This window comes from Blastococcus sp. DSM 46786 (assembly GCF_900109665.1).
Classification (GTDB): Bacteria; Actinomycetota; Actinomycetes; order Mycobacteriales; family Geodermatophilaceae; genus Blastococcus; species Blastococcus carthaginiensis.
The window spans coordinates 324,458-338,562 of the sequence record NZ_FOAO01000001.1 but is presented as its reverse complement, the minus strand read 5'-3'; the positions used below and the strand labels follow the sequence as shown (position 1 = coordinate 338,562).

Sequence of the window (14,105 nt, the reverse complement as noted above, 5' to 3'; positions counted from 1 at the left end):
CGCGTGGACTTCCCGACCGTCCTCGTCGTCGACTTCGGTGCCCAGTACGCCCAGCTGATCGCCCGGCGCATCCGCGAGGCCGGCGTCTACTCGGAGATCGTCTCCTCGGAGGTGCCGGCCGAGGAGATCGTCGCCCGCAAGCCCGCCGCGATCGTGCTCTCCGGCGGCCCCTCCAGCGTCTACGCGCCCGAGGCCCCGCAGGTCGACCCGACGTTGTTCGAGTCCGGGGTCCCCGCGTTCGGCATCTGCTACGGCTTCCAGGCGATGGCCGCCTCCCTCGGCGGCACCGTCGCCCGCACCGGCGACCGGGAGTACGGCGGCACCCCGCTGACCGTCACCACGCAGGCGCGGCTGTTCGGCGACCTGCCGGTCGAGCAGAACGTGTGGATGAGCCACGGCGACGCCGTCTCCGCCGCGCCGCCCGGGTTCACCGTCACCGCCACCTCCACCGGCGCCCCGGTCGCCGCGTTCGAGGACGTCGACCGCCGGCTCGCCGGTGTCCAGTTCCACCCCGAGGTGCGGCACACCGCCCACGGGCAGACGGTGCTCGAGCACTTCCTGTTCGACATCGCCGGGCTGGAGCCGACCTGGACGATGAGCAACGTCGTCGACGACCAGGTCGCGGCGATCCGCGAGCGGATCGGCGACCGGCGGGCGCTGTGCGCGCTGTCCGGCGGGGTCGACTCCGCCGTCGCCGCGGCGCTCGTGCAGCAGGCGATCGGCGACAAGCTCACCTGCGTCTACGTCGACCACGGGCTGATGCGGGCCGGCGAGACCGAGCAGATCGAGCGCGACTTCGCCGCCACCACCGGCGCCGACCTGCGCGTGGTGGACGCCGGCGAGCAGTTCCTCGCCGCGCTCGCCGGGGTCAGCGACCCGGAGGAGAAGCGGAAGATCATCGGCCGCGAGTTCATCCGGGTGTTCGAGCAGGCGGCCACCGACGTCGTCGCCGACGCCCAGGCGCACGGCGAGACGGTCGACTTCCTGGTGCAGGGCACGCTCTACCCCGACGTCGTCGAGTCCGGCGGCGGTGCCGGAACGGCCAACATCAAGAGCCACCACAACGTGGGCGGGCTGCCCGAGGACCTCACCTTCGACCTGGTCGAGCCGCTGCGAACCCTGTTCAAGGACGAGGTGCGCGAGGTCGGCCGGCAGCTCGGCCTCCCCGACCGGCTGGTGCAGCGCCAGCCGTTCCCCGGCCCGGGGCTCGGCATCCGTATCGTCGGCGAGGTCACCCGCGAGCGGCTCGACGTGCTGCGCAAGGCCGACGCCATCGCCCGGGAGGAACTCTCCGCGGCGAAGCTGGACGACGAGATCTGGCAGTGCCCGGTGGTGCTGCTGGCCGACGTCCGCTCGGTCGGGGTCCAGGGTGACGGGCGCACCTACGGCCACCCGGTCGTGCTGCGCCCGGTGTCCAGCGAGGACGCGATGACCGCCGACTGGACCCGGCTGCCCTACGACGTGCTGGCGAGGATCTCCACCCGGATCACCAACGAGGTGGAGGAGATCAACCGGGTCACCCTCGACGTGACCAGCAAGCCGCCCGGCACCATCGAGTGGGAGTGAGGACCCCGTCCTCCTCACCACTCGTTCCGCTCGCGGCGAGGCTCTGGACGGGGCCGTTCCAGCACGTCACCTGACGCTTGGGTCGGGTTCCTGCAAGAGGGCCGTTCCAGTACGTCACCCGGGACTGTTCCAGCACGTCACCTGACGCTCGGTGCGGGCTTCCGCGACGGCGACGTTGCAGACGTCACGGGCAGGTGGGGACGCGTACGGCGTGCGCGTCGGGCGGTGGCGTCCCGAACGCCGCGGGATCGCGTGCGGGCGCCGCCTCGGCCGTGAGGTCCGCAGCCTCGATGCGGTCCCAGCGGAACCACCGCGGGGCGTCGCGCAGCCGGCACCAGCCGACCAGGTACCAGCGGTCGCCGGTGCGGGCCAGCAGATGCGGCTCCACGCGCCGGCGGGACACGGTCCCGGCGTCGTCCCGGTAGCGGATGGCGACCACGCGCCGCCGGAGGAGCGCTTCCTCGACGACGGAAGCCGGACCTGGCCGCCGCGCGCCGCCGCGCACCCAGACCCGGCCACCGAGGTCCCGGGCGGTCTCCCGGGCACCGGGCCCCATGACGTCGAGGAGCTTTTCCAGAGCGGCCCGGCCATCCGCGGCGAAGGGAGCCTCCGATGCCCCGGCCAGCGCGACGGCCAGCGCCACCGCCTGCGCAGGCGTCAGGTTGACCGGCGGCAGCGTCGCCGCGGCGTCGAGCACGTAGCCGCCCCCGGGCCCGGCGGTCGCCCAGATCGGCAGCCCTGCCTGCTGCAGCGCGGCCACGTCCCGCTTGATCGTGCGGGGGGAGACCTCCAGCCAGTCGGCCAGCCGCTGGGCCGTCCGCCCACGCGTTCCGGCGCGGCGCAGCTCCTCGGAGACGGCGTGCATGCGGTCGGTCCGGTTCATGCCGGGATCGTCGCAGGATCGGTGACAGGACGGTGTCACCAGGCGCACGGCACGGTGGCCCCATGGCTCCCATCGCGATCTTCCACTCCGTGCTCGGCGTGCGGCCGGGCATCACCGACGCCGCGGACCGTCTGCGCGCGGCCGGGCACGAGGTGCTCGTCGTCGACCAGTACGACGGGCGGGTCTTCGACGACTACGGCGAAGCGGGTGCGCACGTGGAGCGCATCGGCTTCCCCGCGCTCATGGCCCGGGCGGTCGAGGCGGTCCGGGACCTGCCCGACGGCTTCCTCGCCGCAGGCTTCTCCAACGGCGCCGGGATGGCCGAGCACGTGGCCACGCTGCGGCGTTGCGGCGGGCTGCTGCTGTTCTCCGGTGCGCTGCCGCTGGCGGTGCTGGGAGCGGAACGCTGGCCTGACCGTGTCCCCGCCCAGATCCACTACACCGAGGGCGATCCGTTCCGTCAGCAGGAGTGGGTGGACTCGGTGGTCGCCGACGCCCGCCGCGCGGGCGCCGAGATCGAGGTTCACGACTACCCGGGCAAGGGGCACCTGTTCACCGACCCGGGTCTGCCCGCGGAGCACGATGCGGCGGCCACCGAGCTGCTCTGGGAGCGGGCGCTCGGCTTCTGCGCCCGCGTGTCTGGCTGATCCGCTCGCGGCGCCAGCGCGGCCCGTCCCCGCACTCGAGGGGCGGGATCCGCCTGGTCGTGATCAAGTGGACGACGGCCGTTGACGTCGAGGACCCGGAGGACGAGTGATCTCGTCGGCGTGGCCGCTCCTGCCGAGCCTGGGCGTGCTGGCCGCGATGGCCGTCGTCATCGTGGTGGTGGGCGTCCGCCTCACCCGGGTCGCGGACACGCTCGCCGAACGCACCGGCCTCGGTGACGCGATCGGCGGGGCGCTGCTCCTCGGTGCCGTCACCTCGCTGCCGGGCAACGTCACCGTCCTGACCGGCGCGCTGGAGGGGGACCCGGGGTTCGCGCTGGCCAACCCGGTCGGCGGCATCGCGCTGCAGACGGTGTGGCTGGCGATCGCCGACCTGCTCTACCGGCGGGTCAACCTGGAGCACGCGGCGGCGTCGCTGCAGAACGTCCTCCAGTCGGTCCTGCTCATCGCGATGCTGGCGATCCCGGTCATCGCCTACGCCACCCCGGACCTGCGGCTGGGGTGGATCCACCCCCTGACCCTGCTGATCCCCGCCCTCTACGGCTACGGGCTGGTGCTGCTGCGGCGGATGCAGCACGAGCCCATGTGGCAGCCCAAGCGCACCGACCAGACCGCGGACGGCGACGGCGACGCGGCGGAGGACGACGGCGACGGCGACGGCGACGGCGACGAACGCTCCACCGCGCGGCTGTGGGGTCTGCTCGCGGCGCTCGGGCTGGTCACCGGTGTGGCCGGCTGGCTGGTCGGCCGGGCGGGCCTGAGCGTCATCGCCCGGACAGGCTTCGACAGCGGCGTCCTCGGCTTCACCCTGACCACGGCGATCAGCTCGCTGCCCGAACTCGTCGTCCTGCTCACCGCGGTGCGCATGGGCCAGCTGACCCTCGGCGTCGGCAACATCGTCGGCGGCAACGTCTACGACATCCTGATGATCGCCGTGGCCGACGTCGGCTACCTGGAGGGGTCGATCTACCGGGACGCCGGCCCCACCAGCCTGATCCTCGTCGGCGGCACCCTGCTCATGACGGCCGTGCTCGCCGCCGGGCTGCTCATGCGCGACCGGAAGTGGATCGGCTTCGAGGGCATCTCGATCCCGCTGATCTACGTGGGGACGGTCGTCCTCGCCGTCGCGGGCTGACCGCTGCACGCAGCGAGGGCCCGGGAGCGGTCGCTCCCGAGCCCTCGTCGTCCGCCCCTCCCGCCGGTCAGCCCCGGCTGCGCGGCTTCCGCAGCTCCCGGGCCAGCAGGGCCACCCCGGCCCCGACCAGGAGGATCCAGAGGAGGGTGCCGTCCTCGAAGAGGGTGAAGGGCAGGTCGACCCCCACCATCGCCGACAGCGCCAGCACGATGAACAGCACTCCCGGGACGAGGGCGACCAGGTCGACCTTGCGGCGGGGCTCCGGCGCGGGCCGGTCCTCGGTCTCCAGGGGCTGGACCATCTGCCACTGCTGCTCCTGCCACGCCGTCGGCGTGGTCGGGAACTCGCTGTAGTCAGCCACGGGACACCTCCACCTGTCCGATACCGCTGTGGATCTCGAGCTCGATGTCGGCCTCGCCGTCGTCGGTCCACCGGGCCGAGCCGCTGCCGGCGTGGTATCCGCTGCCGGTGCTGCTGGTGCCGAAGACGTCGAGCTCACCGATGCCCTGGTCCGCGGAGACCCGCACGTCGGCGGAGCGGGGCACGACCACCTCGACGTCGCCGACACCGTGATCGACCCGGACCTCGAGGGTCTCGTCGAGGTCGTCGAGGGGCACCTCGGAGAGGTCGACGACCAGGTCGCCGATGCCCCCGCTGTAGACCTCCCGGACGTCGTCGACGGTCTGCGGGGCGTACGTGCGGTCGCCGATGCCGTTGCCGCCGGACGGCGTGGCCGTGGCGGTCACCAGCCCGAGGGACAGGAGCACCCCGAGGGTGATCAGCCCACCGCGCGCGGTGCGGCCACCGGTGACGGCGCCGACGACCAGGCCGGCGCCGACGACGAGCAGCGCCGTGCCGAGAAAGGCCGGCGGGCCGGGGTCCCAGCCGGTGAACCGGGACAGCAGCGCCAGCAGGCCCATGAGGATGAGCAGCCCGGCGATGGTGACGCCCGGGACCGGCGACCGCGGGCCGACGGGGCCACGGACGCGGGTCCGCGTCGCGGGCCGGACGGACGCGGAGGGCTCGGCGCCGTCGGCGGCGACCGGCATGAGCAGCCAGAGCAGCAGGTACACCAGCACACCGGTGCCGCCGGCGAGGGCGAGGGCGACGAAGCCGACCCGCCACAGGAGCGCGTCGATGCCGCTGTACTCGGCGAGGCCGCCGCTGACGCCGCCGATCACCTTGTCGCCGCGGCTGCGGCGCAACTGGGCGCGGTCGGGCGGACCGGGCGGCGGCGACCACGGGGGTGGCTCGACCGCGGGGGGAGCGGGAGGGGGGACGGAGGTCATGGCGGCAAGCCTGCCGACCGGCGGGGCCGGTGACCATCAGGGAACCCCCCGAACCGACCCTGGTTCCTCTCCCCGGGTGATCACCGGTGTCGGCGGGCCGGTCGCCGGTGCGACGATCGGTGGCGTGACCTCCACCGTCGGCGTACCGCCGCGTCCGCCGCTCGCGCGCCCGCGCGAGGGCCGGCTCGTCGCCGGTGTCGCGGCCGGCACCGCCGCGCACCTGCGCCAGGACCCGCTCGTGGTGCGGGTGGCGTTCGTGCTGCTGGCGACGACGGGGCTGGGCATCATCGCCTACGCGCTGCTGTGGCTGACCATGCCGGTCGCGGCGCCGGGAGAGTCCGCCGCGGTGGTCGAAGGCTGGCGCCCGGCCGGTGCCCGGCAGTGGATCGCGCTCGTCGTGCTCGGGCTGATCGCCGTCAGCCTGCTGGGACAGCTGAGCCAGTGGACCAGCACCGACGTCGTGCTGCCGCTGATCCTGCTGGCCGGCGGCCTCACCGTGATCTGGCGGCAGCTGGACACCGACCGGACGCTGGCCGTCGCCGGCGTCCGGTGGGCCCTGGCCGGCGGGGTCGCCGTCCTGGGCGTCGGGCTGTTCCTGCTGCTGGCGACCACCGGTCAGCTGGCCAACGCGCGCAACGGGTTCGCCGCCACCCTGCTCATCCTCACCGGTGTCGTCCTGGCGACCGCTCCGCTGTGGCGGCGGCTGCTGGACTCCCGGGCCGAGGAGCGTGCCGCCCGCATCCGGTCGGAGGAGCGTGCCGCCGTCGCCGCGCACCTGCACGACTCGGTGCTGCAGACGCTGGCCCTCATCCAGCGCAATGCCGAGGAGCCGCAGGCGGTGAGCCGGCTGGCGCGCAGCCAGGAGCGGGAGCTCCGGGCCTGGCTGTACGACCCGGTGGCGGTGCGGGAGGGCGGCACCTGGGCCGGGCTGGTGGCGGGCATGGTCGCGGACGTGGAGGCCGACCACGCGCTGACGGTCGACCCCGTCGTGGTCGGGGACGCCCCCGTCGACGAGGAGCTGGCCGCCCTCGGCGCCGCGACCCGCGAGGCGCTGGTCAACGCGGCCAAGCACTCCGGCGAGCCCTCCGCCGACCTCTACACCGAGGTGACCGCCGACCAGGTGTCGGTGTTCGTCCGGGACCGCGGCAAGGGGTTCGACCCCGGCACGGTGCCGGACGACCGGCGCGGCCTGCGCGACTCCGTGCACGGCCGGCTCGCCCGGCTGGGAGGCTCGGCGCTGGTCCGGTCGACCCCGGGGGAGGGGACCGAGGTGGAGCTGGTCCTGCCGAGGAAGAACACGTGACGTCGATCGAGGAGCGCAGCATGGGCCCGCGGGTGTTCGTGGTCGACGACCACGCGATGGTGCGCACCGGCGTGCGCGCCGAGCTCGGCGCGGACGTGACCGTCGTCGGGGAGGCGGCCGACGTCGGCACCGCGATCGAGGGCATCCGCGGCGCGCGGCCCGACGTCGTGCTGCTGGACGTGCACATGCCCGGCGGTGGCGGGCGGGCGGTGCTGGAGGCGCTCCGCGGTGAGCTGCCGGAGGTGAAGTGGCTCGCCCTGTCGGTGTCCGACGCCGCGGAGGACGTGATCGCCGTGATCCGGGCCGGCGCACGGGGCTACGTCACCAAGACCATCTCCGGGCCCGACCTGGTCGACGCCGTCCGCCGGGTGGCCGACGGCGACGTCGTCTTCAGCCCCCGGCTGGCCGGCTTCGTGCTGGACGCCTTCGCCGCCGGGGGAGCGGTGGCCCAGGAGCCCGCGGCCGAGGAGGTCAGCGATCCGGGGCTGGACCTGCTGAGCGCCCGGGAGCGGGAGGTGATGCAGCTGCTGGCCCGCGGCTACACCTACCGGGAGATCGGGTCCCGGCTGTTCATCTCGGTGAAGACCGTGGAGTCGCACGCCTCCAACGTGCTGCGCAAGCTGCAGCTCTCCAACCGCAACGAGCTCACCCGCTGGGCGGCGACCAACCGGTTGCTCTAGTGCCGTGTCAGGCAAGGTTCGCCCCGGTGGGGCGGTGCCTGATCCTCGCGGCGGGTGCCGGCGAGCGACTCCCCGGAACCGGGACCGGTTCCGGGGCGGGCCACGGCGGGCCAGATGGACCCGCCACCGCGGACCACCGGATCGGTGGGGATCGGCCGGCCCGGGGGCCGGCTGATCAATCCGCGGCGGGGATCACGCCGGGACCGGCCGGCACCGGGCAGGTGCCGACCGGCTCGACGGTGCGTGGTCACCGGCGGTGACCCGGTGACGACGGAGCCACCGCTCGCGGCCCCGGCCGAAGCCGAGGCGCGGGCGGCGATGTTGGCAGCACCGACAAGATCGCGGTGCCCGGTGAACCGGCAACGCCGGCAGTGAAAGACCCGCCCCCGCGGCTTGGCCACGCGGGCTGCGCACGCCGGGCAGGTGGAGGAGGTGCCCCGTTCGTCGACCATCTCGACGACGATGCCGGACTGTTCGGCCTTGTCGGCCAGCGCCCGCAGCAGATCGCCGACCGCCCAGTCGCGGACGGCCTTGTTCTGCCGCCGGCCGGCATCACGGCCCAGCACCCCGCGCGGGTCGCCGACGGCCAGGGTGCCGATCCGCTGGGCCACGGCCCAGGACACGACCGCTTTCGCGGCTTCGTGCCGGGCCTGTGCCAGCCGCCGGCGGTGCCGGCCTTCGAGGGCTCGGGTGCGCCGGCGGAACTGCTTCCACCGCCGGGACCCGCGCCGCCCAGGTGCCGGGGCGCGGCGGGCGGCGGCGCGGGTGCGGGCCTTGGCCTCGGCCAGGTGCAGCCGGTGCTCGGCGCGCAACGCCCGCCCCGACACCAGCAGCGCCGCATCCCGGCCGCCCTCACCACCGCGGGGTGCCAGCGCGGCGTAGGGATGGATGATGCCCAGATCCACGCCGGCGACCCGGGCCGGATCCGGGCCCGCCCCGGCCGGGTGGACGGTGACCGGAACCTCGGCGGTGACTTCCAGGAACAGCCGCCGCCCCGCACACGTCAGCCGTACCGAGCGCACCTGCCCGTCCGGATAGGGCAGCGGGCGGGCCAGCCGCACCCACAACGGCGGGCGGCCGCGGGCCACCGGCAGCCGCACCCGCCCACCGTCCACGGTGAAGGTTCCGGCGTAGAAGCGGACCGGCACCAGCCCCCGCCGCCGCCGCGGAAAGCGCGCCGTCTCGTCGCCGGCCCGGCGGCGTCGGGCCGCGCTCATCCACGCATCGGAGTAAGCCCGCAGCACCGACCGGGCACCCACCGTGGAGAGCTCACCGAAGGTGCCCTCCCCAGCGGCGGCCAGCTCCCGGCACAGCTCCTGATAGCCGACCAGCGGCCGGTCACCGCGTTGCCGGCGCCAGCGGTTGAGCAGCAGCACCGCCGCCCACACATCCCCACCCGACCGCAGCAACCCGAACAGCCGCCGCCGCTGCCCGCCTGTAGCCCGCAGCCCCACCCGCGCCGTCCGGTACACCACCGGCGGTGCGGACGACTCCCGACGACGAGGCACACCCGCACCCTGCCCCACACCACCGACACAACGACGAGGCGAACGTTGCCGGCTGCGGTACCAGCTGCGACTGGCCGCCCCCGCTCACCTCCGCTAAGCATGGGCGAGGTCGGCCTGCCCAGCGGGCCCGGGGGAGAGGAAGGCCGCCATGCTACGAACCCTGTCGCGCCCGCTGGTCGCCGGCGTGGAGCGCTACCTGCCGGGGGCATTCGTCTTCGCGGTGGTGCTCACCGTGATCGTCGCGGTGCTCGCCCTGGTCTTCGGCGACATCGGGCCCGCCGAGCTGACACGGGCCTGGGGTGACGGCCTGGCCGGGCTGCTGGCGTTCATGACGCAGGTGGCCCTCGTGCTGCTGCTCGGCTACACGCTGGCGCTCACCCGGCCGGTCAAGGCCGGGCTGACCCGCATCGCCGAGGTGCCCAAGAGCCCTCGCGCGGCCTACGCGTTCGTCGCCCTCGTCTCGGCGATCGCCTCGCTCATCAGTTTCGGGCTGGGGCTGGTGGTGGGCGGCGTGATCGCCCTCGAGGTGGGCCGGGCCGCGCGCCGCCGCGGGACGAAGCTGCACTACCCGCTGCTGGTCGCCAGCGCCTACTCGGGCTTCGCCGTCTGGCACATGGGCTACAGCGCCACCGGCCCGCTGGCCGCCGCGACGCCCGGCAGCTTCGTCGAGGAGGCGATCGGCCGGACCATCCCGATCAGCGAGACCGTGTACTCGCCCTGGAACCTCATCGCGATCGTCGTGGCGGTCGCGGCGATCATCGGCACCGTCGTCCTGCTCGCCCCCAAGGGGAAGGACCGGATCGTCGAGCTCCCCGAGCGGATGGGGAGCGAGGAGCCCGACGTCGCGTTGAAGACGCCGGGGACCCCCGCCGAGCGCATGGAGGCCTCGCGGCTGGTCACGCTGATCCCCGGCCTCGCGCTGCTGGGCTACCTGGGCGTGTACTTCGCGCAGGAGGGCTTCGACCTCACCCTCGACATCGTCAACTGGTCGTTCCTCGCCGCGATCCTGCTCATCGTGCGCAGCCCGGCCGAGCTGGCCGAGCTCGTCGGCGGGGCGGTGCGCACCGTCGGGGAGGTGCTGCTCCAGTACCCGCTCTACGCCGGCATCATCGGGATGATGACCGCCTCGGGGCTGGCGGCGCAGCTGAGCGGGTGGTTCTCCGACATCGCCAGCCCCGGCAGCCTGGGGTTGCTGGCGTTCCTCTCGGCCGGCCTGCTCAACCTGTTCGTGCCCAGCGGCGGCGGGCAGTTCGCCGTCCAGGCGCCGATCTTCCTCGACGCCGCCGACTCCCTGGGTGTCGATCCCGCCGTCATCACCATGGCGATCGCCTACGGCGACCAGTGGACGAACATGATCCAGCCGTTCTGGGCCCTGCCGCTGCTCGCGGTCGCCGGGCTGGGAGTCCGCGACATCTTCGGGTTCACCGCGATCACCTGCCTGATCACCGGCATCGTCTTCGCCGGGACCCTGCTGGTGCTCGGCGCCGGCTGAGCGGAGGCCCGCGGGCCGTGTCGGTCCGCGGGTGGGCGTCGTCAGCGGACGTGGCTGCGTGGCGCCGGCGGCCTCCCGTCCCAGGAGCTGGTCCCGCCCGCCGGCGCGCCCCCGAAGGCGGCGCGCCGGAACGCGGCGAACAACGGCGGTGGTTCCGGGGAGGCCCACATCTGGTTGGTCAGCAGGACGGCCGTCGTGCCCGTGACCGGATCGGTCCACCAGGTGCTGCCCAGGCCGCCGTCCCAGCCGTAGGAGCCGGCGTGCCGGCCGCCCGGCTCGTCGGTGCGGCGGACGCCGATGCCCAGCCCCCACCCACCGCCCTCGTCGTCCACCGGGCCGACCTGCTCGGTGGTCATGGCCCGGACCGCGGCCTCGCTCAGCACCCGGGTGCCGTCGGCGGCGCACCCCTGCGACTCGAGCACCCGGGCGAAGGCGGCCAGGTCGCCGACCGTGGAGACCAGGCCGTCGCCGCCGTCGGGGAACGCGGGCGCCGACGACCACTGGCCGTCCGCCGCGTCGTAGAGCTCGCGTGCGCCGTCGGGCCCCGGCGGCGTCCAGTGCGGTCCCAGCCGGTCCCGGGCCGCCGGCGGCACCCCGAAGCCGGTGCTGCGCATCCCCGCCGGCCGGAGGACCCGCTCGTCCAGCACCGCCGGGAGGGGGCGCCCCGCGGCGCGCGACACCAGGACGCCGAGCACGCTGGCGCCCACGTGGTAGAGCCAGCGGCTGCCCGGCTGGTAGGCCAGCGGCACCGCGCCGAGCCGGCGCATCCACTCGTCCGGCTCCGGTGCCGCCTGCGGGGCCGGCGGGCCGACGGGCAGCCCGGCCGCGGCGAGCGCGGCCAGCACCGGGGACGGCCAGGGGGCGGTGAAGTCCAGGCCGAGCCCCAGCCGGAGGGTGAGGACGTCGCGGACGGTGATCGGTCGCTCCGCCGGCACCGTCCCCGCCTCCGGGTCGGCGGGGTCGGCGAGGACCCGCCGGTCGGCGAGCTCCGGGAGGAACCTGTCGGCGGGGTCGTCGAGGGCGAGGAGTCCCTCGTCGACGAGGGACATCGCCGCGGCGGCGACGACCGGCTTGGTCGTCGAGGCGATGCGGAACACGGTGTCCGGCCGCACGGCGTCGCCGGTGCCGGGTGCGTGCACACCGGTCGCGCCGGTGGAGACGGGCCGGCCGCGCCGGCCGACCCACCAGGCGGCGCCCGGGACCTCTCCGGCGGCGACCGCTCCTGCCACCGCCGCCTCGACCCGCTCCGCCCGCGCCACGTCACCTCTGCGACCGTCCACGGGGGGATGACCCGGAGGCCGGCCGGAACTCATCGCCTCATGCGGTGTGGACGACGTGGAAGGCCTCGGCGAGGCGGCCCGCGGGGAGGCCGAGCCGCTGCGCGGTCTGCCGCATCCAGCCGGTCACGAAGGCCTCGAGGTCTGGCACGTGGCTCACCTGGGTGACGTGGGACTTCAGCGCGGCGAACTTGCGGTCGGCGACGTCGGTGATGTCGACGGCGTGGTCGGCGCGCGGGCTGGCGCCGAGCCAGACCTCGTCGACGGTCCACGCGTCCAGCCCCTCGTCGGCGAGCAGTTCGGGGAAGGCGAAGGGGTTGCGGGCGTCGGGGTAGACCGCCCGCAGCGTCGATTCACCGACGGTCATGTGATCGGGGTGGCTGGCCCCGATCCGCTCCCAGAAACGCTCCGGGGAACTGGTCAGCACCCGCTGCGGGCGCACCTGCCGGATGACCCGGCTGATGTCCCGGCGCAGATCGAGGGTCAGCTCCAGCCGGCCGTCGGGGTAGCCGAGGAAGCGCACGTCGGTGACGCCGACCTCCGCGGCCGCCGCGATCTGCTCGGCCCGGCGCAGCGGCCCCATCTGCTCGCGGGGGGTGTCGTCGAAGCCGCCCGCGTCGCCGTCGGTGACGATCAGGTACGTCACCTCGGTGCCGGCCGCCGTCCAGGTCGCGACGGTGCCGGCGCTGCCGAAGTCGACGTCGTCGGGGTGGGCCAGGACGCACAGCGCGCGCTCGACGTGCTCGGCGGGACCGGACGGGCGCTGGAACGGGGAGCTCACCCGGCGGAGCCTAGGAGGTGCCCCGGAGACCGGCGAGCTTGTCCGGGTTGCGCACGAGGAGGACCTGCTCGATGCGCCCGTCGGCGACGACGAGCGACATGGCCAGCAGCGGGTCACCCCCGGCCCAGGCCACGATCCCCGGCCCGCCGTTGACCTCGGCCACCTCGATGCGCACGTCCGCGAGCTCCAGGCCCTGGGCGGCGACCCCGAGCGCGAAGCGGGCGACCTTGTCGGCCCCCGTGATCGGCCGCAGGGCCGCCGTCACCTTGCCCCCGCCGTCGCTGACGAGGACGACGTCGGGAGCGAGCACGGCCAGCAACTCCCCGACGTCGCCACCGGCGCACGCGGCGAAGAAGCGCTCGGTGACCTCGAACTGGGCCCGGCGATCGGTGTCGAACCGGGGCCGGCGGGCCTGGACGTGCTCGCGCGCCCGGTGGGCCATCTGCCGCACGGCGGACTCGCTGCGCCCCAGCGTCGTGGCCACCTCCGCCGTCGCGAGCCCGAACACCTCGCGGAGCACGAACACGGCCCGCTCGGCGGGGGAGAGGGTCTCCAGCACCACGAGCAGGGCCAGCGACACCTGCTCGCCCACCTCGGCGGCGGCGACCGGGTCCGCCGGTGCGGGCGCCGTGGCGACCGGGTCGGTGCCGGTCAGCAGCGGCTCGGGGAGCCACGGCCCGACGTAGCTCTCCCGGCGAGCACGTGCCGAGCCGAGCCGGTCCAGGGCGAGGTGGGTGGCGATGCGCACCAGGTAGGCGCGCGCGTCGGCGACCTCCCCCCGGTCGGCCGCCGACCAGCGCAGCCAGGTGTCCTGCACGACGTCCTCGGCGTCGGCGACGCTGCCCAGCATCTGGTAGGCCACGGAGAACAGCAGCCCGCGGTGGCGGTCGAACGGGGCGAGGGCCTCGGTCACGCCGGGAGCTCGCAGCGGTCCCGGAATCCCTGGCTGGTCAGGCCGAGCGCGCTGTTGAAGCGCGACCGCGAGTTCTCCACGGCGATCATCATCGTGAGCTCGACGAGGGCGTCGTCGTCCAGGTGGTCGCGGAGCCCGGCCACCATCTCGTCGGTGACCTGCGGGGGCGTCGTCGTCATCGCCTCGGCGTAGGCCATGACCTGCCGCTCGAGGTCGGAGTACACCCCGCTACCACGCCACCGGGGCACGTCGCGGAGCTTGGCCGGGTCGACGCCGTCCTGGCTGCTGACCCAGTGGCCGAAGTCGAGGCACCAGGAGCAGCCGATCGTGGCGGCCGAGGACATCACGGCGAGCGCCTTGAGGGTGGGGTCCAGGCGGTTCCAGCGGGCCACGGACTGCTCGTGCCGGACGTAGGTGCGCAGCACCGGGGCGTGGTGCGCCATCGCCGCGCCCGGGTCCAGGACGGCGCCGAAGCGCCGGCGGGAGTACCACTCGGTGAGCCGGACGAACGCGGTGCGGGGTGGGTCGAGCGGGATGCGGGCCATGGCGGGAGTCCTCTCGGTGGTCGGTGTTCGACCACTGGGACGACGCAGCCCGGCCAGGTGTGACACGG

Annotated in this window: 14 protein-coding genes; 6 read left to right on the top strand and 8 right to left on the bottom strand. The window is 74.7% G+C overall.

Annotated features, from left to right (window positions below):
- The first annotated feature begins 3 nt into the window (after positions 1-3).
- Positions 4-1,566 carry a glutamine-hydrolyzing GMP synthase gene (gene guaA, locus BMW62_RS01590; protein WP_091929060.1) on the top strand — a complete coding sequence of 521 codons (1,563 nt, stop codon included), beginning with the start codon at positions 4-6 and terminating at the stop codon, positions 1,564-1,566.
- A gap of 184 nt (positions 1,567-1,750) precedes the next feature.
- Here the strand turns inward: guaA and BMW62_RS01585 are convergent, their stop codons facing one another.
- Positions 1,751-2,449, bottom strand: a complete 699-nt coding sequence (locus BMW62_RS01585; RefSeq protein WP_091929059.1) for a helix-turn-helix transcriptional regulator — start codon at positions 2,447-2,449, stop codon at positions 1,751-1,753.
- A gap of 62 nt (positions 2,450-2,511) precedes the next feature.
- Between BMW62_RS01585 and BMW62_RS01580 the strand changes: the two genes are divergently transcribed.
- Both BMW62_RS01580 and BMW62_RS01575 read left to right on the top strand, forming a co-directional pair.
- A complete protein-coding gene (locus tag BMW62_RS01580) occupies positions 2,512-3,096 on the top strand; it encodes a dienelactone hydrolase family protein (RefSeq protein ID WP_091929058.1) in 585 nt (194 codons plus the stop codon).
- A 106-nt stretch (positions 3,097-3,202) separates the two neighbouring features.
- Positions 3,203-4,249 carry a sodium:calcium antiporter gene (locus tag BMW62_RS01575; RefSeq protein ID WP_244523772.1) on the top strand — a complete coding sequence of 349 codons (1,047 nt, stop codon included), beginning with the start codon at positions 3,203-3,205 and terminating at the stop codon, positions 4,247-4,249.
- Between the two features lie 67 nt (positions 4,250-4,316).
- Here BMW62_RS01575 and BMW62_RS01570 read toward each other — a convergent pair whose 3' ends face one another.
- Both BMW62_RS01570 and BMW62_RS01565 read right to left on the bottom strand, forming a co-directional pair.
- A complete protein-coding gene (locus tag BMW62_RS01570; RefSeq protein ID WP_091929057.1) occupies positions 4,317-4,610 on the bottom strand; it encodes a hypothetical protein in 294 nt (97 codons plus the stop codon).
- A complete protein-coding gene (locus tag BMW62_RS01565; protein ID WP_091929056.1) occupies positions 4,603-5,538 on the bottom strand; it encodes a PspC domain-containing protein in 936 nt (311 codons plus the stop codon). The genes BMW62_RS01570 and BMW62_RS01565 overlap by 8 nt, the downstream gene beginning before the upstream one ends.
- Before the next feature lie 124 nt (positions 5,539-5,662).
- On the opposite strand from BMW62_RS01565, the gene BMW62_RS01560 reads away from it, so the two are divergent.
- Both BMW62_RS01560 and BMW62_RS01555 read left to right on the top strand, forming a co-directional pair.
- Positions 5,663-6,841 (top strand): ATP-binding protein, encoded by a 1,179-nt coding sequence (locus BMW62_RS01560; RefSeq protein WP_091929174.1) that lies wholly within the window; start codon positions 5,663-5,665, stop codon positions 6,839-6,841.
- Positions 6,838-7,521 (top strand): response regulator transcription factor, encoded by a 684-nt coding sequence (locus tag BMW62_RS01555; RefSeq protein WP_280138593.1) that lies wholly within the window; start codon positions 6,838-6,840, stop codon positions 7,519-7,521. Before BMW62_RS01560 ends, BMW62_RS01555 begins: the two co-directional genes overlap by 4 nt.
- Here BMW62_RS01555 and BMW62_RS01550 read toward each other — a convergent pair.
- Positions 7,518-9,029, bottom strand: coding sequence for an RNA-guided endonuclease InsQ/TnpB family protein (locus tag BMW62_RS01550; protein WP_139206160.1), 1,512 nt, complete (start codon positions 9,027-9,029; stop codon positions 7,518-7,520). The two genes, BMW62_RS01555 and BMW62_RS01550, sit on opposite strands and share 4 nt — an antisense overlap.
- 148 nt (positions 9,030-9,177) lie before the next feature.
- Here BMW62_RS01550 and BMW62_RS01545 point away from each other — a divergent pair, with 148 nt between their 5' ends.
- Entirely contained in the window at positions 9,178-10,521 is a 1,344-nt protein-coding gene (locus tag BMW62_RS01545) for a short-chain fatty acid transporter (RefSeq protein ID WP_091929054.1), read from the top strand.
- A gap of 41 nt (positions 10,522-10,562) precedes the next feature.
- On the opposite strand, the gene BMW62_RS01540 is transcribed toward BMW62_RS01545, so the two are convergent.
- From BMW62_RS01540 to BMW62_RS01525, 4 genes are read right to left on the bottom strand one after another with little or no spacing between them, the layout of a single operon-like run.
- Positions 10,563-11,780: a serine hydrolase domain-containing protein gene (locus BMW62_RS01540; RefSeq protein WP_170852162.1), complete on the bottom strand. Its 1,218-nt coding sequence runs from the start codon at positions 11,778-11,780 to the stop codon at positions 10,563-10,565.
- 58 nt (positions 11,781-11,838) lie between these two features.
- Positions 11,839-12,579 (bottom strand): PIG-L deacetylase family protein, encoded by a 741-nt coding sequence (locus tag BMW62_RS01535; protein WP_091929052.1) that lies wholly within the window; start codon positions 12,577-12,579, stop codon positions 11,839-11,841.
- 10 nt (positions 12,580-12,589) lie between these two features.
- Positions 12,590-13,492 (bottom strand): RNA polymerase sigma factor SigJ, encoded by a 903-nt coding sequence (gene sigJ, locus BMW62_RS01530; RefSeq protein ID WP_244523771.1) that lies wholly within the window; start codon positions 13,490-13,492, stop codon positions 12,590-12,592.
- A complete protein-coding gene (locus tag BMW62_RS01525; RefSeq protein WP_091929050.1) occupies positions 13,489-14,037 on the bottom strand; it encodes a carboxymuconolactone decarboxylase family protein in 549 nt (182 codons plus the stop codon). Before BMW62_RS01525 ends, sigJ begins: the two co-directional genes overlap by 4 nt.
- Positions 14,038-14,105 lie beyond the last annotated feature (68 nt).

Coding starts and splice junctions, on each gene's coding strand:
- BMW62_RS01585 (WP_091929059.1), bottom strand. CDS start 2,449: ATGAACCGGACCGACCGCATGCACGCCGTCTCCGAGGAGCTGCGCCGC.
- BMW62_RS01580 (WP_091929058.1), top strand. CDS start 2,512: ATGGCTCCCATCGCGATCTTCCACTCCGTGCTCGGCGTGCGGCCGGGC.
- BMW62_RS01565 (WP_091929056.1), bottom strand. CDS start 5,538: ATGACCTCCGTCCCCCCTCCCGCTCCCCCCGCGGTCGAGCCACCCCCG.
- BMW62_RS01545 (WP_091929054.1), top strand. CDS start 9,178: ATGCTACGAACCCTGTCGCGCCCGCTGGTCGCCGGCGTGGAGCGCTAC.
- BMW62_RS01525 (WP_091929050.1), bottom strand. CDS start 14,037: ATGGCCCGCATCCCGCTCGACCCACCCCGCACCGCGTTCGTCCGGCTC.